This is a genomic window from bacterium (assembly GCA_035530055.1).
GTDB lineage: Bacteria > UBA6262 > WVXT01 > WVXT01 > WVXT01 > WVXT01.
The window spans coordinates 1-18,829 of the sequence record DATKVN010000014.1; the positions used below are offsets into that span (position 1 = coordinate 1).

17 protein-coding genes are annotated in these 18,829 nt (G+C 43.5%); all 17 read left to right on the forward strand.

The window, feature by feature from the left end:
- A partial coding sequence (locus tag VMW39_01615) for a hypothetical protein (GenBank protein HUW22716.1) occupies positions 1–207 on the forward strand: 207 nt, incomplete at its 5' end.
- On the forward strand, positions 204–935 hold the full coding sequence (locus VMW39_01620; protein HUW22717.1) for an MBL fold metallo-hydrolase: 732 nt from the start codon (positions 204–206) through the stop codon (positions 933–935). The genes VMW39_01615 and VMW39_01620, both read left to right, overlap by 4 nt.
- Positions 936–1,178: 243 nt before the next feature.
- Entirely contained in the window at positions 1,179–1,454 is a 276-nt protein-coding gene (locus VMW39_01625) for an HU family DNA-binding protein (GenBank protein ID HUW22718.1), read from the forward strand.
- 434 nt (positions 1,455–1,888) lie between these two features.
- Entirely contained in the window at positions 1,889–3,103 is a 1,215-nt protein-coding gene (locus VMW39_01630) for an LL-diaminopimelate aminotransferase (GenBank protein ID HUW22719.1), read from the forward strand.
- 232 nt (positions 3,104–3,335) lie between these two features.
- Positions 3,336–4,649 carry a homoserine dehydrogenase gene (locus VMW39_01635; GenBank protein HUW22720.1) on the forward strand — a complete coding sequence of 438 codons (1,314 nt, stop codon included), beginning with the start codon at positions 3,336–3,338 and terminating at the stop codon, positions 4,647–4,649.
- Positions 4,650–4,747: 98 nt separating this feature from the next.
- Positions 4,748–5,812: a threonine synthase gene (gene thrC, locus VMW39_01640; GenBank protein HUW22721.1), complete on the forward strand. Its 1,065-nt coding sequence runs from the start codon at positions 4,748–4,750 to the stop codon at positions 5,810–5,812.
- 31 nt (positions 5,813–5,843) lie between these two features.
- Complete coding sequence (locus VMW39_01645; GenBank protein HUW22722.1) at positions 5,844–6,590, forward strand: hypothetical protein; 747 nt, start codon at positions 5,844–5,846, stop codon at positions 6,588–6,590.
- Between the two features lie 18 nt (positions 6,591–6,608).
- Complete coding sequence (locus VMW39_01650) at positions 6,609–7,691, forward strand: CsgG/HfaB family protein (GenBank protein ID HUW22723.1); 1,083 nt, start codon at positions 6,609–6,611, stop codon at positions 7,689–7,691.
- 121 nt (positions 7,692–7,812) lie between these two features.
- Positions 7,813–8,760, forward strand: coding sequence for a homoserine kinase (gene thrB, locus VMW39_01655; GenBank protein HUW22724.1), 948 nt, complete (start codon positions 7,813–7,815; stop codon positions 8,758–8,760).
- A 178-nt stretch (positions 8,761–8,938) separates the two neighbouring features.
- Complete coding sequence (locus tag VMW39_01660) at positions 8,939–10,177, forward strand: aspartate kinase (protein HUW22725.1); 1,239 nt, start codon at positions 8,939–8,941, stop codon at positions 10,175–10,177.
- Between the two features lie 80 nt (positions 10,178–10,257).
- Complete coding sequence (cimA, locus tag VMW39_01665; GenBank protein HUW22726.1) at positions 10,258–11,820, forward strand: citramalate synthase; 1,563 nt, start codon at positions 10,258–10,260, stop codon at positions 11,818–11,820.
- 69 nt (positions 11,821–11,889) lie between these two features.
- Positions 11,890–13,563 (forward strand): dihydroxy-acid dehydratase, encoded by a 1,674-nt coding sequence (gene ilvD / locus VMW39_01670; protein HUW22727.1) that lies wholly within the window; start codon positions 11,890–11,892, stop codon positions 13,561–13,563.
- Positions 13,564–13,757: 194 nt separating this feature from the next.
- Complete coding sequence (gene ilvB / locus VMW39_01675) at positions 13,758–15,446, forward strand: biosynthetic-type acetolactate synthase large subunit (GenBank protein HUW22728.1); 1,689 nt, start codon at positions 13,758–13,760, stop codon at positions 15,444–15,446.
- A 119-nt stretch (positions 15,447–15,565) separates the two neighbouring features.
- Positions 15,566–16,039, forward strand: a complete 474-nt coding sequence (gene ilvN / locus VMW39_01680; protein HUW22729.1) for an acetolactate synthase small subunit — start codon at positions 15,566–15,568, stop codon at positions 16,037–16,039.
- A gap of 194 nt (positions 16,040–16,233) precedes the next feature.
- Positions 16,234–17,229, forward strand: coding sequence for a ketol-acid reductoisomerase (gene ilvC / locus VMW39_01685; protein HUW22730.1), 996 nt, complete (start codon positions 16,234–16,236; stop codon positions 17,227–17,229).
- A gap of 7 nt (positions 17,230–17,236) precedes the next feature.
- Positions 17,237–17,881, forward strand: coding sequence for a phosphatidylserine decarboxylase family protein (locus tag VMW39_01690; GenBank protein ID HUW22731.1), 645 nt, complete (start codon positions 17,237–17,239; stop codon positions 17,879–17,881).
- A gap of 194 nt (positions 17,882–18,075) precedes the next feature.
- The gene (gene pssA, locus VMW39_01695) at positions 18,076–18,801 is read left to right on the forward strand and encodes a CDP-diacylglycerol--serine O-phosphatidyltransferase (GenBank protein ID HUW22732.1); all 726 of its coding nucleotides are present in this window, start codon (positions 18,076–18,078) and stop codon (positions 18,799–18,801) included.
- The last annotated feature ends 28 nt before the right edge of the window (positions 18,802–18,829 follow it).

An 18,829-nucleotide genomic window follows, 5' to 3' on the forward strand; every position in this document is an offset into this window, starting at 1 on the left:
AAGGTAACCTTGCTTTCGCAAGGATTCCAGAATCTTTTGGAGTCCTCCCGAAAGGGAGGGTTCATAAAGGTAACCTTGCTTTCGCAAGGATTCCAGAATCTTTTGGAGTCCTCCCGAAAGGGAGGGTTCATAAAGGTAACCCCGATAAATCGGGGGCTTCCAGAGATTTTCGTTGATATTTTGGAATGGCTGGGAGGTGGAGGATGAGAAGAAAAATTTTGTTTTTGCTACTGGGTGCTGTAGTCATTGGATTTGGTTTTTTGCTCTCGGCAAAATTACAGATGAAAAAGGAGGGGATTATGAGAATTAAATGGTTCGGGCATGCCAGCTTTTTGGTAGAAGCAGAGGATGGAACAAAGGTCATTACCGATCCCTTTGATGAGTCTGTAGGATACAGCATTCCTAAAGAGAAGCCAGATGTGGTTACTGTGAGTCATAGCCATTTTGACCATAATGCGGTGGACTTGCTTCAGGGTGACCCTGAGGTGGTGAAAGATGTGGGCGAGAAGAAGGTTAAGGGGATAATCTTTAAAGGCATCAAAAGTTTCCACGATAAAAACAAAGGCGCTCAGCGAGGGACCAACACTATTTTCGTTTTTGCTATTGATGGGGTGAGATTCTGCCATCTGGGAGACCTGGGGCACCTCTTAAGTAATGACCAACAGAAAGAGATAGGAGAAGTGGATGTTCTGTTTATTCCTGTGGGAGGCACTTTTACGATAGATGGTCGGGAGGCGCGAGAAGTTTCCCAGCAATTGAATCCCAGATTGATTATTCCTATGCATTATAGAACAGAAGCTTGCAGTATTGGTATCGATTCCTGTGAGGAATTCCTGAAAGGGTTTACGAAAGTAGAAAAAAGAGCGGAATGGCAAGGAAACAAAGAATCCCTGCCTTCTGAACAGACAGTTTTAGTCCTGGAATATGCCAGGTAGATTGGCTTATTTCTTTTGATTAATTAAGGTTCTGGATAATATTCTTGACAGTCTATATAAAATATGGTATAAAAAACGAGTTAATCTAATAAATAAGTAAATATTAATTGGTCCGTGCCACTGCAGTTATCTAGGCTATTTAGGAGTTGCTACTCTAAATAGTATTCCGCTGTATGAGTGGTGAAGAAAGTAATTGGGCCGAGCACTACAGTGGCGGGACAAGTGGAGAGGAGGTGAGTAAGGGTGAATCAAGTTCAGCTAATAGAGAGGGTGGCAAAGGTAGGAAAGATTAAGAAGGCTGCGGCTGGAAGGGCTATAAAGGCTGTGGTAACGAACATTGTGGACTCTTTGAAATCTGAAGGCCGAGTAATTATTGCTGGTTTAGGCACATTCAAAGTGAAGTCGACCAAGCCGAGGACAGGAAGAAATCCAAAGACTGGGGAGAGTATCCAAATCGCTGCTGGCAAGAGGGTATTATTTAAACCCAGTCTCAGCTTGAAGAAAACACTGAAATCGTAAGGCGGAAACATCACTCTGTTTTTTAGCCTGTTAGAAGGTCCTGTCCTTCAATGGAGATAGTGTAGGAAAAAAGGTTTGGCCCCGTTAGAAATTCTATTTCTAATGGGGCCTACGCAAAGAGGTATAGCAAAATTCCTAACGAGGTTTACCCTCGCCCATCAGGGATGGGCGGGGTTTAAAGGCGTGCGCCGTAATTTACGGCGGGAAGAAAGACATTGGTGGGGATGTCTGAAAATGGAGATGGATAAAGTTTGAAGCATCCCGATAACAATCGGGATGACCGAGCGAAGCGAGGGAAAGGCGCGGGCGCGAGACAGTGAGCGCCCCGGAGGACAGAGAAGTAAATGTCCGGTGGACATTTTGGAGCGCCAGAGGGGCAAAGCCCCTATGGAAGTAACCCCGAAGGGATTATCTTGTATTAGTGGTATTTTTCTATGCGCTGTGCTGAAAAACTGAACAAATTACCTCCGTATCTTTTTGGTGTAATAAATGCCCTTAAACAGGAGGCTTACGCTAAGAAGCTGGATGTTATCGATTTGGGTATGGGTAACCCTGATATGGCTACCCCATCCCATATCGTAAAGAGGCTTTGTGAGACAATAAAAAACCATCCACGTACCCATCGTTATCCACAGGCCAAAGGGATGCCCAAGTTTAGAAAAACGGTTGCCGATTGGTATTGGAAAAAGTTCAAGGTCAAATTAGACCCGGAAAGCGAAGTTCTGGCTCTGATTGGTTCAAAAGAGGGAATTGGGCATATGTGTATGGCTTATCTTAATCCTGGTGACCTCGCCTTGGTGCCCAATCCGGCATATCCCATCCACCGCAATGGGGTGATTTTAGCTGGTGGAGGAGTCTATGATATACCCATTCTTCCTGAAAAAAATTATTTGCCAGAGCTGGAAAAGATTCCATCAAAGGTTGCCAAGCAGGCAAAGCTGATGTTTCTAAGCTATCCCAACAACCCTACCACAGCGGTAGTGGAGGATATCTCTTTTTTCAAAGAGGTGGTGGCTTTTGCCAAGAAGTATGACATCATTGTCTGCCATGACTTTGCCTACTCGGAAATAACATTTGATGGATTTAAGCCTCCCTCCTTCCTTCAAACACCTGGAGCAAAAGATGTGGGATTGGAGTTTCACTCCTTTTCTAAGACTTACAATATGGCTGGGTGGAGGCTGGGATTCTGCGCGGGTAATAGAGAACTCTTGAGATCTCTGGAAAGATTGAAGAGTTATCTCGATTTTGGAGTATTTACTGCCATTCAACTGGCAGGCGTTTTGGCTTTGAGTGCTTCTCAGAAATGCGTACAGGATTCTGTGGTTGAGTATAAAAGAAGGCGGGACAAGTTTGTGGATGGTCTGAATAGAATCGGTTGGAAAGTAGAAAAACCGAAAGCCACTATGTACCTCTGGGCCAAGTTGCCAGAGAAATTTGAAGGTATGTCTTCTCTCCAATTTGCTAAACTGTTAATAGAAAGAACAGGGATAGCGGTCGCTCCTGGGATTGGCTTTGGTAGTTATGGGGAAGGCTTTGTGCGTATGGCATTGGTTACACACTATAATAGATTTCACGATGCTTTATTACGACTGAAGAAGTTTTTGAAGGAAGGTCCACCGCGAACGGGTGGTGGTAGGATGAAGGGATAGTTATCGGAGTCGCTCGGTTAGGGATTCGAAAAATAGTTTGCTCGTGCTTGAGGAATTTTTTGACGCCAAAAAACTTCGGACTCTGCAAAGCGCAAATCAAAACTCCTCGCTTCGCTCGTCAAACAGTGATTTGCTTCAAAGAGAAAGGTCGTCCTCATTTTTTGGCTAAAATTCCTAAAGTCTTCGCAAACTATCTTTCAGATTTTAGGATGTTAGAAGGTAGGGATAGTTTATGAAGAGGAGAGTTAATTTAGGGCTTATAGGATTAGGCACGGTAGGTGCAGGTGTAATCGAGCTTTTGCAAAGGAATAGTCTAATTATTAAACAGAAGGTGGGAACAGAAGTCTCTATAAGAGCTATCTGCGATAAAGACCCAGCTCGGCTTAGGTTGGCCCAGCGGATGAAAATTAGAAATGGTATTATAACTAAAGATTTTAACCAAATCCTGAACAATCCAGAGATAGATATTATCGTAGAACTAATTGGAGGATATGAACCAGCAAGAAAGATACTACTTGCTTCCCTCGAGAAAGGAAAACATGTGGTTACAGCCAACAAGGCACTCTTGGCCAGGGACTGGGCAGAGGTATTTTCGGAAGCCCGAAAACATAGAGTATTGGTCTATTTTGAAGCGAGTGTAGGTGCGGGAATTCCTGTAATTCAGGCATTGAACGAAGGACTATCGGCTAATAAGATTAAGGTAATTCTGGGTATCCTTAATGGGACAACTAACTATATTTTAACTAAGATGTCTAAGGAAGAACTCACCTTTAAAAGTGCTTTAGCTCAGGCAAAGAGAGCAGGTTTTGCTGAAGCAGATCCTTCTATAGACCTGGAGGGCATAGATACTCTGCACAAACTTGCTATTTTGGGGTCGATTGCCTTTGGCGCCCAGGTTAACTTGAAAGATGTCTACTGTGAAGGAATCACGCAAATTGTTCAGGAAGATATAAGATATGGTAAGATTGAATTTGGCTATATTCTTAAACTCTTAGCAATTCTAAAAGTGACCAATAGAGGGATAGATGTGCGCGTGCATCCCACCTTCATTTCCCAGGAGCATCTTCTGACTTCAGTAGATGAAGAATATAATGCCGTCTATATTACCGGAGATGCTGTGGGGGAGACGATGTTTTACGGGAAAGGCGCTGGTCAGATGCCCGCGGCTTCTGCTGTGGTTAGCGACATTATTTATCTTTCCAGGAATGTTTATCACAATATAGCCGGTCGTGTGCCCTATGTATTGTGTGACCCAAAGAAGAAGCTTAATCTACTCGATATTAACAAAATAGAAACGAAGTATTATATAAGGTTTACCGTTGTTGACCTCCCGGGTGTTCTCTCCAAGATATCGGGCATCCTGGGGAAAAATGGAGTCTCCATCGCCTCTGTCTTCCAGAAGGAGAGCGCTTCCTCAAGAGAAGTTCCCATCATAATGGTAACTCACAAGGCAAGAGAGGGAGCCATCAGGAAAGCGTTGAGAGAGATAAACGGCCTTAAGATTGTCAGGGAAAAGAGCAGATTTATTAGAATAGAAGAAGCGTAAGCTTTGTTAGGAACCTATGTGCTTCACCTCATATAATGGAGTGTAAAGCGAGAGCTTTACCCTGTCAAACTTTCGTTTGACACTCCAAGGATGGTTGAGTGGTATATCAGGGTGTAATTAGAAGATATAAGAATTATCTACCGGTTACTGAGAAGACTCCCATTGTAACTCTCCTGGAGGGAGATACACCGTTAATTGAAGCGGAAAACCTGAGAGTCAGTCTGGGAGTCGACTCTAAGATCTATTTGAAATATGAGGGCCTAAATCCTACCGGCTCGTTTAAGGACCGGGGGATGACTGTGGCTATGTCCAAGGCTGTGGAAGAAGGAGCCAGTGCAGTTATCTGTGCCTCTACGGGGAATACTTCGGCTTCAGCAGCAGCTTATGCAGCAAAGGCGAAGCTGAAATGTGTAGTTCTGATTCCCGAGGGAGCAGTGGCTTTAGGGAAGCTTTCCCAGGCACTGATTCATGGAGCAGAGGTGATTGCAATTAAGGGTAACTTCGACCATGCTTTGAATTTAGCCAGAGAAATCAGCGTTAAGTATCCGGTTGTCCTGGTCAATTCAATTAACCCCAACAGGATTGAAGGTCAGAAAACAGCAGCTTTTGAAATTGTTGATTCACTGGGAGATGCACCTGATTATCACTTTATTCCCGTAGGCAATGCGGGCAATATCACTGCTTACTGGAAAGGGTACAAGGAATACAGAAAGATTTTTCTGGCAAAGCGTAAACTGAAGTTGCCCAGGATGATGGGATTTCAGGCGGAAGGAGCAGCGCCGATTGTGCGCGGATATCCCATAAAAAAGCCAAGAACTATTGCCACAGCAATTAGAATCGGGAATCCTGCTTCCTGGAAGAGAGCCGAAGAGGCTCGCGACGAATCCAAAGGTGTGATTGATACTGTAACTGATAAAGAGATTATTGAAGCATATAAAATGTTAAGTTCTGTGGAAGGACTTTTTGTCGAACCTGCTTCTGCTGCCGGCGTGGCCGGGCTTGTAAAATACGTTCGCCAGGGATACTTTTCCCGACCTTCTACTATAGTCTGTATTCTGACAGGACATGGCCTTAAAGATCCTGATAGGGCGATTAAAGTTGCCCGAAAAGTAAGAGTAGTCAAAGCCGATTTGAAATCAGTAGTAAACCTGATGAGATTGTGAATACTGATCCTAATTTTCAAAGGAGGACATATTGCTTGACAAAAAAAAGATTGTATTCTTGGGCTTATTTGCATTAACATTTGCGATTTTGTCGGGCTGTGGCGGGATGGTTAAGACCACGCGGGTTGTAGATGGCAAAAAAGTTACGACTTATTCAGATCCAGAAACTGCGAAACGGACGGAAGAAGAAGAGAAACAAAGAGCTGCCTATATCGAGGAGCTAAGGAAAGCCGAGAAGAGAAAACCAACTGACCCAATCATCGTTGCCCTTTTCGAAACCGATGTCGCCGAGAAGCTCAAAGAGAATACCAAAGAGAGATTGTTCCCACAATTCCGAAAAGAGTTTGAGAATGATCCCATTATAAGGCTTGTCGACCAAAAGATAGTGAATAAAGCGGCTAAACAAACGAGCCAGCGGCGTTCGATGTCCAAAGACAAGCCAGAGGTTGCAGCAGATGTCTCGGTCTTTTCCTACGCTAATATCAAGGAGACTGTTGGGTATAGCAAAAAAACAAAAAAGACAGGTAAAATGATAGCGCTTGTTTATACAGCCACGGTTTCATCCCACTATTTTGCTGAAGACACCTGCCAAGTCAAAGAAACCGGCAATATTTTTAACAACGTGGAAGTCACCAAAAAGTTTGCTGATAAAATCAAAGATGCCATCAAGAATAAAATCGGCCCCAATATACCAAGTGCGGCTGCAAAACAAGAAATCAAAGCAAAACAGAAGAGCCAATTTTTAGACTTGTTCAAATCGCTTAAAAAGAAGGAATAAAAAAAATGGAGGATAATTGTGAAAATATTAAAGCTTGTTTGTTGTCTAGTTGTGTCAGCCTTATTATGGGGATGTGCGCCATCCCTAATAGTAATACCAACCGAGGAAGAGTTAGATGCTGTCCAGAGATTTAAGAAGACGGTAGCCATCATTGAGATTTCTGAAAAAGGTTCGCCTGTTAAGGGTATAAGCGAGTCAGCATTTTCAGGGCTGGAGAATGTACTTGCCGGTCATTTCAATCTGGTTGAGCGGGAAAAAATATTGAAGGTCATGGATGAGAGAAAGTTCGCTGAGAGAGATGATGTGGAAAGATATACTGAATTAGGAAAGCTTTTAGGCGCTGATTATTTATTATTTGGCAGGGCCATGGCCTTTTTTAATAAACCCGAAATAAAGCATTCAATAAAGCATTACAAAAGTAAAGAGAAGGAGGATTACAAAAGAAAAGAGAAGGAGAAGGAGGAGGAGGATTACAAAAGTAAAGAGCAGGAGCATTATAAAAGTAAAAAGGAGGAAGAAAAGTTTAGTGGGTCTATATGGAGAGAGCTAAAGGGAATATGTGAATTGAATATTAAGATCGTTGATGTAGGAAGCGGCATTGTACGTTATGCAGATAAAAAAGTAGGCGCAATGTCAAGGAAAGAAGGAACGAGGTATTATGAGGATGAGAAACAATTCTATAAAGCTTTAGATTATGCAACTAAGGCTGAAATTATTATCGAATTAGCAAGTACCTTTAGAGGGCTTAAAAGGGAGAATTCTCTTATTCTTTCACGAGCAATGGAACAGGCTACAGAAAAATTCAAGATTGATTTAAGAGATAAATTTCCTCAAACCGGCCAGATTTTACAGATCCTTTCAAAAAAAGATGTTGTTATTAACCTTGGTTCTGCATATGGCATTAAGCCTGGAGATAAACTAATAATATGGGAAGAATTAGCACCTCTTAAAGATCCCAAAACTGGCCTTGTAACAGTGCCTAAACAGAAGAAAGCCATTTTAAAGGTAAAAAAGGTTACATCGGGACTTTCCTGTGTAGCTCGCGGCAAACGAAAATATATCAGGATGATAAGTGTAGGAGATGTGGTTTCCACGCATTAAGTCAAATCATAGCCTTAAAGATCCTGATAGAGCAATTAAGGTTGCCCGAAAAGTAAAAGTAGTCAAAGCCGATTTAAAGTCAGTAGTAAACCTGATGAGATTGTGAATGCCGGTATATTAAATGGGTATGAAAAGAGTAAAAGTCAGAGTCCCGGCTACCACCGCCAATTTAGGGCCGGGCTTCGATGTCCTGGCGTTGGCGCTTCGACTTTACAATACTGTAGAGATGGAAGTAGGGTCCGGGAAAAGCGAAAAAAAATTACAGATTGACATTGTGGGCGAAGGGGAAGATAACTTACCCAGAGACAGAAGAAACATTGTGTATCGAGCAGCCAAGCTCGTATTCGACAGGTTTCACTTCGCTCCCAGGACTTTACACATTAAACTTGTAAACAGAATACCTCTTGCCAGCGGGCTGGGCAGTAGCGCGGCAGCAAGGATTGGAGGATTGGCAAGTGCAAATAGACTCTGTGGAGGGAGATTGAGCAGAGAAGAGCTCTTGAACTTAGCAGCGGAAATAGAAGGTCATGCAGATAACGTATCTGCAGCAATGGTGGGAGGATTAACAGTCTCGTGTATCTCTTCTCCCAAAGGAAGAAAAGGCAAGAAAATAGAGATTGTAAAATTAGATCCTCCCGGGAATCTCTCCTGCGTGGTTTGCATTCCCAATTTCCAGATAATGACGAGCCGAGCAAGGAAAATATTACCCAGGACTGTAAAATTCGAACAGGCAGTATTTACCTCTTCTCGAGTAGCCATGCTTCTGGCTGCTCTAATTAGGAAAAGGTATGAGCTTTTGGGAATGGCAATGGAAGACAGGCTGCATCAACCGTATAGGAGGAGGCTGGTTAAGGGAATGGAGGTAGTCTTCGAAGAAGCACTGAGAGCAGGAGCTTTGGGCGTGAGCCTGAGTGGAGCAGGACCGAGTATACTTGCGTTTACCGCATCTTCTCCGCCTTCGTGCGCGGAAAAGGTCGGAAAAGCTATGCGGAAAGCGTTTGCCAAACATAAAGTAGAGAGTAGATATTTAGTTCTGGGTATAGATAAACAGGGAACAAAAATAGTTTAAGCTCTGAGTATCCCGATAACAATCGGGATGCGGATTAGGGAGTTTGAGGGAAACAATCTGGTTTCCCTCAAGGGGTGACAGCGGAAAAATGCGACGAATAGGAACATTTTGGAGCGCCAGAGGGGCGAAGCCCCTATGGAAGTAACCCCGAAGGGGTTATCTTGTTTCTGGAGAGAGAATGGCACTCATTGTACAAAAGTATGGTGGAACATCTATTGCTGGACCGGAAAGAATAAAGAAAGTTGCCAGACGCATAATTGAGACAAAGAAGAGAGGAAATAAAGTAGTCATTGTTGTTTCTGCGCCTGGCGATACAACTGCCAAATTAACCGAAACAGCTCGACAGATTACTCCTTCTCCTACCGATAGGGAAATGGATATGCTGTTGGCTACCGGCGAACAGATGTCCATCGCTCTTTTGGCTATGGCAATCCATGCTCTTGGGGAGGAGGCAGTATCTTTGACCGGAGGACAGGGAGGGATTGTTACTGATGAGACATTTACTAATGCGAAGATCAGAAAGATAGATACGAAAAAGATTGAAAAGGAACTGAGTAAGGATAGAATTGTTATTATTGCTGGTTTTCAAGGAATAACCGCCAAGAAGGATATTACCACTCTGGGAAAGGGTGGGTCCGATTTGACAGCCGTAGCTTTAGCTTCAGTGTTAAAAGCAGACCAATGCGAAGTTTATACTGACGTTGCCGGCGTCTATACTGCAGATCCCAGGATTGTTCCTGATGCGAGAAAGATTGATAGAATTTCTTATGATGAGATGCTGGAATTAGCCAGCCTTGGGGCGCAGGTGATGGTCCCGAGGTCTATCCAGGTAGCTAACAGATTTGGTGTGGATATTCATGTCAGGTCTAGCTTCAACGATGAGGAGGGGACTGTGATTACCAAGGAAGTTTCCAAGATGGAAGGGGTAGTGGTAAGCGGGGTAGCTTACGATAAGGATCTGGTGAAAGTGGCGATTACTGATGTGCCTGACCGGCCGGGAATTGCCGCCAAGATTTTTGGTGCACTGGGAGCAGGCAAGGTAAATGTGGATATGATTATTCAAAGTTCTGCTCAAGGAGGGGTAAACGATATCTCCTTTACAGTTACCAGAGGAGCCCTGAAGAAAACTTTAGATATAATGGGGAAAGTCAAGCAAGAAATAAGTGCTAAGGGGCTCGTCTATGACGAGGGAGTAGCCAAGGTGTCTATTGTGGGGGTGGGAATGAAAACCCATTCGGGGGTAGCTTCTAAGATGTTCTCTGCCCTTGCAGAAGAGGACGTAAATATTGAAATGATTTCTACTTCGGAAATAAAGATTTCTTGCGTAATTAAAGAAAAAGATACAGAAAAAGCAGTGAGGGCTATTCATAGAAAATTCGCTTTGGCGAAAACTCCCCGAAAAAAAGGAAAAAGATAAAGAGATTCCTAAAAGATTAAGGAGTAGCGGAGCGATAGCTCCGCGTCATAATTGCGAAGCTTAGATCAGAAGGGGTAGAGATGAAAAAGGTATTGATATACGATACTACCTTAAGAGATGGAACACAGAGCGAGGGGATTTCCTTCTCTGTAGAAGACAAATTGAAGATAGCAAAGAAGCTGGATGATTTGGGTATCCATTATATTGAAGGTGGATGGCCTGGTTCCAATCCCAAGGATATCCTTTTCTTTAAGAAAGCGAAGAATCTCCGTTTGAGGAATGCAAAGATAGTGGCTTTTGGCAGTACACGCTATAAGGGAAAAGGAGTATCCAGAGACCCTAATCTTAATGGGATTGTGAAGCTGAAACCGCAAGCAGCGTGTATTTTTGGCAAGAGCTGGGGACTCCATGTGAAGTATGCTCTGGGCACCACTCTGGGTGAGAACCTGAAGATGATTTTCGACTCGGTGAAATATCTGAAAGCGAAAGGGATGGAGGTCATCTACGACGCGGAACATTTCTTCGACGGGTATATTGATGACCATTTCTATGCAATGGACACATTAAGGCAAGCGGCTAAGGCTGGGGCAAACAACATTACTCTCTGTGACACCAATGGAGGGATGATGCCCCATCAGGTGGAAAGTATAGTTAAAGAAATAAAGAAAGAGATAAAGATTCCTTTAGGAATTCATACTCACAACGATTCAGAAATGGCTGTGGCTAATTCGGTCATTGCCGTTAAGGCTGGTTGCGTTTTAGTCCAGGGAACAATCAATGGCTATGGTGAGAGATGTGGCAATGCGAACCTCTGTTCGATTATTCCCAATTTAAAGTTGAAGCTAGGAATCGATTGCATCTCCGATAAGAAATTGGAGAGCTTGACTGAAATTTCCCGATATGTAAGTGAAATAGCAAATATGATTCCCCGGGACAACCAACCATATGTAGGGAATTCCGCATTTGCCCATAAAGCAGGAATCCACGTCAGTGCCATCGCCAAACATACAAAGACCTACGAACACGTGTCTCCTGAAAAAGTAGGCAATCGACGTAGAATTCTTGTTTCAGAACTCTCGGGAAGGTCTAGTATGCTGTCCAAAGCAAAGGAGTTCAACATCGACTTTCGCCAGAAGAGCAAGGAAGTAAAGGAGCTCCTCCAGAGAGTTAAACAAATGGAGAGTCAGGGTTACCAATTCGAAGGTGCAGACGGGTCTTTTGAGCTTCTAATGAAGAAGACAATTGGCAAACACAGGACTTTTTTTAATCTTGAAGGGTTTCGGGTAATTGTAGAAAAGGACGAGAAGGGAAAATTAAGATCGGAAGCAACTATAAAAGTTATAGTGGGAGGAAAGGAAGAACACACCGCCAGCGAAGGTGATGGACCGGTTAGTGCCCTAGATAATGCCCTGAGGAAGGCTCTGGAAAGATTTTATCCAGAGTTAAAGTCGATGAGCCTCACAGATTTCAAGGTTAGAGTAATTGATGCCACTGAGGGGACAGCAGCCAAAGTGCGAGTTTTGATTGAATCGAGAGATGAAAAAGATGAGTGGGGGACAGTGGGAGTTTCAGAAAATATTATTGAAGCCAGCTGGCAAGCACTGGTTGACAGCATAGAGTATAAATTATTGAAAGAAGAATAAAAAAGTGACAGGTAAAAGTGACAGGTGCTTTTTCTTAATCCTTATATTCGGGTGTAAGGGGAGGTGAATATGCGAAGCGATAAGGTAAAAAAAGGTGTTGAAAGAACTCCTAATCGTGCATTACTCTACGCAGTAGGTTTATGTCCCGAGGACCTTAACAAGCCATTTATAGGTATTGCCACAAGTTTTACTGAGTTAGTTCCCGGCCACATAGGAATGCGCCTTTTGGAGAGGGCTATTGGTCAAGGCGTGCGTGCAGGAGGCGGAGTCCCTTTCCTATTTGGCGTTCCCGCAATTTGTGATGGAATTGCAATGGGACACGTAGGGATGCACTATTCCTTACCTTCGCGAGAATTGATTGCTGATGTAGTGGAAAGTGTAACCCAGGCACATCAACTGGATGGTTTGGTCCTGTTGACAAACTGTGATAAGATTACTCCAGGAATGTTAATGGCTGCTGCCAGGCTTGATATTCCCTCTATTGTGGTCACAGCAGGACCTATGGTTTCTGGAATGTATAAGGGAAAACGCCTTTCCCTGGTGCGGGACACATTCGAAGCTGTAGGGAGATACCAGGCTGGTAAGATGAAAGAGGAAGAGCTGGAGAATCTGGCACTTTCTGCCTGCCCTGGTGAAGGAGCTTGCCAGGGACTATATACTGCTAATACCATGGCCTGTTTGACTGAAGCGATGGGCATGTCGCTTGTTGGTTGCGCCACCTCGCTGGCAGGTTCGTCCAAAAAGAGGCGGATTGCTTACCTTTCTGGAGAAAGAGTGGTGGGTCTTGTAAAACAGAATGTTTCTTCTCGAAAGATTATGACTTCTGCTGCCTTTCGTAACGCTATTGTAGTGGATATGGCTCTGGGTGGCTCGACCAACACTGTGTTACATCTTCTTGCAGTTGCCAGAGAAGCAAGAGAAGATTTGCCCCTTAAGACATTTGATGATATTAGTAAAGTTACGCCCCAGGTAACTAATATCAGGCCTGGTGGAGAATATTTTATGGAAGATTTAGAATATGCTGGAGGAGTACCGGGAATATTGTCTGTTTTGAAAAATAAGTTGAAAGATAATCCCACTGTCTCTGGAGTGAATATAAAAGAGATTGCCTCTCAAGCTACGGTCTGTAATAATAAAATAATCCGCTCACAGAGAAATCCTTACCAGAAAGAAGGAGGTATTGCCATTCTCTTCGGTAACTTAGCTCCCGAGGGTTGTGTTGTAAAGCAATCTGCAGTTCAATCCAAAATGATGAAATTTTCCGGAAAGGCGAGAGTTTTCAATTCTGAAGAACTGGCAATGAAGGCGATTTTAGGTAAAAAGATCAAGAAAGGGGAAGTCATCGTGATTCGTTACGAGGGCCCGAGGGGTGGGCCGGGAATGAGAGAAATGCTCTCGCCAACCGCAGCTCTTGTGGGTATGGGAATGGATAAGGAAGTTGCCTTATTGACAGACGGTCGATTTTCAGGTGGAACAAGGGGACTCTGCATTGGACACATTTCTCCCGAAGCAGCAGTTGGTGGACCAATTGCTCTGTTAAGTGATGGTGATATTATTCAAATAGACATTCCCAACCGAAGGTTGAATGTCCGTCTGGAAAGTAAAATTATAGAGATACGCAGGGCAAAATGGAAAGAGAAGGTTGGAGAGTGGAAACCACCTCCACCCAAGATAAGAGAGGGCTGGCTGAGTCGTTATGCACCAATAGTCCAGTCGGCAAATACAGGAGCCATCCTCAAATAAAATTATGAATTATGAGTTATGAAAGAAATCCAGGACTTTTGGAGTAGCGAAACTTGTTTCGCGCTAACGCACCGCAAGCGGTGCTACTCCAATTATTTGGAGTCCTCCCGAAAGGGAGGGTTCCCAGAGGAATTTAAGATTTTGCCGAATGAAATGGTGTATATTTTGTAACTGGTATTGAAGGAGGAGATACTGTGAAGCTTACTGGTGCACAGATTTTTGTGGAGAGTTTAATCAAAGAAAAAACGGAAATAATGTTTGGCATCCCTGGAGGAGCATTACTCCCTACTTTTGATGTTCTGTATGGGGCACCAATCAAATTTATACTTACGCGTCATGAGCAGGGAGCAGCCCATATGGCGGATGGATATGCCCGGGCGACAGGCAAAGTTGGTGTCTGTATAGCTACTTCTGGTCCAGGAGCGACCAATCTGACCACGGGTTTGGCAACAGCAAATATGGATTCAGTTCCTGTTGTGGCATTTACAGGCCAGGTGGCTACTCATCTGGTGGGTAATGATGCATTTCAAGAAGCGGATACTACTGGAGTTACCCGCTCAATAACAAAGTATAACTATCTGGTGAAAGACGTTAAGGAGCTTGCTTCTACTATTAAAGAAGCGTTCCATATTGCCCGCACAGGACGACCTGGACCTGTGCTCATCGACTTCCCCGTAGATGTCCAGAGAGCCTCCTGTGAATTCATCTATCCCAGGGAAGCAAAGATTCGCAGTTATAAGCCTAAATATGAAGGACACATTCAGCAGATAAAAAAAGCAGTAGAGCTGATAAAAGAGTCCGAGCGACCGGTTATCTATGCCGGTGGCGGCGTTATTATTTCAGGGGCTTCTGGAGAATTGAGGGAAATGGCTAAAATTACCCGGATTCCTGTAACTCTCACGTTAATGGGAATGGGTGCTTTTCCTCAAGACTCTGAACTCTTTTTGGGTATGTTAGGAATGCACGGGACTTATTTCGCAAATCATGCCATACAGAATTCAGACTTAATTATTGCTGTTGGAGCAAGGTTTGACGACAGGATTACAGCAAGAATCGATGCTTTTGCTCCCAAGGCAAAGATAATTCACATAGACATCGATCCCACTTCTATAAGTAAAAATGTGAAGGTGGATGTTCCCATTGTGGGCGACGCAAAGAACGTTTTGAAAGAGATGAACAAACTCCTTAGCAAAGTGGGGACTAAGAGTATAGAGAAAAGGAAAAAATGGCAAAAACAAATTTCTCAATGGAAAAAGGATAATCCATTGACATATAAGAAGGATGACAAACTCCGTCCTCAATTTGTAGTGGAGAAGATTTATGAAGTAACAAAAGGTAAGGCAATCATCACCACAGAAGTTGGGCAAAACCAGATGTGGGCCCAGCAGTTCTATAAATACAACTACCCTCGCCATTTTATTACTAGCGGAGGGCTGGGTACAATGGGGTATGGTTTTCCAGCAGCCATCGGCGCCAAATTAGGTAAGCCGGAAAAGATTGTTTTTGATATAGCCGGGGATGGGAGTTTTCAAATGAATATCCAGGAGATTGCAACAGCTGTCAATAATAAAGTAGGAGTTAAGGTTGCCATTCTAAACAACGGATATCTGGGCATGGTTAGACAGTGGCAGCAGCTATTCTATAAGAAAAGATATTCAGCCACAGACTTAACAGCTAATCCAGATTTTGTAAAAATTGCCGAGGCGTACGGAGCTTTTGGCATAAGAGTAACTGAAAAGGATGAAGTAGAAAATGCCCTAAAGAAGGCAATTTCCGTAGATGGACCTGTGATTTTGGATTTCTTAGTGGAAAGGGAAGAAAATGTCTTTCCTATGGTACCGGCAGGTGCAAGGCTGGATGAAGTAATCCGTGGGCTGGCATAGCCAAAGTCATTGGAGTAGCCCCGATTTATCGGGGCGTTATATGTAAGATGGAATAGAATCCCCTCTCCCCTTGGGGAGAGGATAAGGGTGAGGGGGGAATTAAAGAGGAGGAGGAATCAATGAGACATACGATTTCTGTTTTAGTAGAGAATAAGCCTGGAGTCCTGTCTCGAATATCGAGCCTTTTTAGCGCCCGTGGATTTAACATCGATAGTTTGGCAGTAGGGGAAACCGAGCAACATGATATATCTCGAATGACGATAGTAGTTAAAGGGGATGAGAGAATTTTAGAACAGGTTATGAAGCAACTGAATAAACTCATAGATATAATAAAAGTTATTGATTTCGTAGAGCAACCTCATCTGGAAAGAGACTTAGTTCTCATCAAGGTAAATGCTGGAAAAGGGAAGCGGTCAGAAGTTCTGGAAATTGTCGATATCTTCAGAGCAAAAATAGTGGACGTTGCTTCTAACTCTGTAATTGTAGAAATGACAGGTGATGAAGAGAAAATACTTGCTCTGGTTAATATGCTTAAGCCCTATGGGATAAAGGAGATAGTCAGGACAGGAATTGTGGCAATGGGCAGAGGGTAGGATGAAGAGATAGTTATCGGAGTCGCTCGGTAGTGTAGGGCTTTATGCCCGTAAGAATTACGCCCATAAAGGGCTACACTACAGAAAACCTGGCGGAATTAAAGCTCCTGCAACTATCCCTTCATCCTTGGGGTGCTAAGAGGTAAGGAGTAGCGAAGCAAAGCTTCGCGTTACAAATTGGGGAGGAGGATTTTATGGCAAAGGTATACTATGATAAAGATGCGGATTTGAAGCTTTTGAAAGGAAAGAAGATTGCAATCATTGGCTATGGGAGTCAGGGGCATGCCCAGAGTCAGAATTTGCGTGATAGTGGGTTAAATGTGGTGGTGGCTGAACTGGAAGGAACTGAGAATTGGAAAAAGGCAGTTAAAGATGGCTGGAAGCCAGTTTCTGCCAGCGAAGCGACAAAAAATGCTGACTGGGTTCAGATGCTCGTTGCCGATGATGTCCAGTCCGTAGTCTATAAAAATGATGTTGCTAATAAATTGAAAAAGGGAGCGGTCCTGGGTTTTTCTCACGGTTTTAACATCCACTTTTACCAGATTATTCCCCCTGAGAATGTTGATGTAATCTTAGTTGCTCCCAAAGGACCCGGGCATCTGGTCAGGAGGATGTATCAGGAAGGAAGAGGTACTCCCAACCTGATTGGAGTTTATCAAGACGCTTCTGGCAAGGCAAAGGAATTGGCATTAGCCTATTCTAAGGGTATAGGGGGAACTCGCGCTGGAGTAATTGAGACCACTTTTGCTGAAGAGACCGAGACTGACCTCTTTGGGGAGCAGGTGGTTCTCTGCGGTGGGCTCGTGGAGTTAATCAAGGCTGGATTCGAAACTCTGGTGGAGGCTGGTTATCAACCTGAGATTGCCTATTTTGAGTGCCTGCACGAGATGAAACTAATTATCGATATGATTCAGGAAGGTGGCATTGGCTGGATGAATTATTCCATTTCAGATACAGCAGAGTATGGAGAATATAGTCGGGGTAAAAGGATTATTACCGGAAAAACCAGGCGAGAAATGAAGAAAATTCTGGGGGAAGTTCGTTCCGGTGAGTTCGCTCGGGAATGGCTCTTGGAGAACCAAATAGGTCGTCCGGTATTTAACAAGAGACGGAAAGAATGGACGGAGCATCCCCTTGAAATTGTGGGAGCAAAATTACGGGGAATGATGCCCTGGCTGAAGAAGAAGTGAATTGAAGATGAAGATTGTTAAAGACGGTTGGAAATTTGTTATACCTCTTTTAATATTGGCTGTGATTCTCTTCTTTTTCTGGAAAATTGGCAGCCTCTTTCTATTGGGTTTGGCCGCACTCACTTTCTTTTTCTTTCGCGATCCGGAAAGGAAAGTTCCCGAAGGAGAAGATTTAATCCTATCCCCTGCGGATGGGAAGGTAATAGATATCTCTGAGGTTGGAGAAGAAAATTTTTTGCACTCTCGAGTAAAGGTGGTCAGAATCTTTATGTCCGTCTTTAACGTTCACGTTCAAAGGTCGCCAGTAAAGGGAAAGGTGGAATGGATTAAGTATAAACCTGGCAAGTTTATGGCTGCTTATACAGAAGAAGCTTCTGGGGGAAACGAGAGTAACCTCATTGGTATTCAAAAGAGTAACAAGCCCAATTCTAATATACAGAGAATTTTGGTAAGGCAGATAGCAGGTAGGGTTGCTCGCCGAATATGTTGCTGGTGCAAAGAAGGAGACAATCTAGTTGCCGGACAGAGGATTGGAATGATAAGGTTTGGCTCACGGGCAGATGTCTATCTCCCTCAAGAAGTAGAGATTAAAGTGAAAAAGGGAGATAGAGTGGTTGGGGGCAAAACTCTTCTGGGGAAGTTTCCCTCTTGAATGCTGGAATCCTGGGTCAAATCCGGCGATGGAGTCCTCCCGAAAGGGAGGTTTTGTGTAGGCACGATTTCAAATGACACAAAGTGTCATTGCGAAGGACGAAGTCCTGAAGCAATCTCATCACTGGGCAGGAGATTGCCACGCTCCTTTCAGTCGCTCGCAATGACATCGCTTATCTTTTTTGGAGGTTTCAGGTGAAGAAAGGAACCTATTTTATTCCCGGACTTTTCACTCTGGCAAATGCAGGGTTAGGTTTCTATGCGATCATTTGTGCCATTGAGAGAAATTTCACCTCCAGTGCCTGGGCGATACTTCTAGCAGTTATTTTGGATGTTTTTGACGGCAGAATTGCCAGACTCACCAGGTCCACTAGTAGGTTTGGTTTGGAGTTCGATTCTTTAGCCGACTTAATCTCCTTTGGTGTGGCGCCTTCAATTTTGATGTATCAGGTAGTTTTAAAAGATATAAGGTGGGGGATGTTGATAGCCTTCCTATTTATGATTGCTGGAGTTTTGCGGCTGGCAAGGTTCAATGTCAAAATTGTGGAGAAAGATATCGCTTATTTCGATGGTTTGTGCATTCCTGTGGCCGGGGGTATGTTGGCTTCTTTTCTTGTTTTGCCATTCTGGGTAAAGGAGATGAATCTCTTCTTCGGTTCAATCCCTCTAATTATGATAGTCTTATCCTTTCTGATGGTGAGTAAAATTAAGTATATAAATTTAAAGAATCTTAAACTTACCAGAAAGCAACCATTCAGAACTCTGATTATTATGGTGGTTGCATTAGTTATCTGGTTTTTTTCCACTAAGATAATTTCCATAATATTTGTTATATATTTTGTTAGTTACACGCTCTCAGGCGTATTGAATGCACTGTGGAGGTTCTATAGGTTACACCTGGAGTGGGTTAAACAGCGCTAAAAGTTTTACTCAGTAAGTGGAGGAAGAG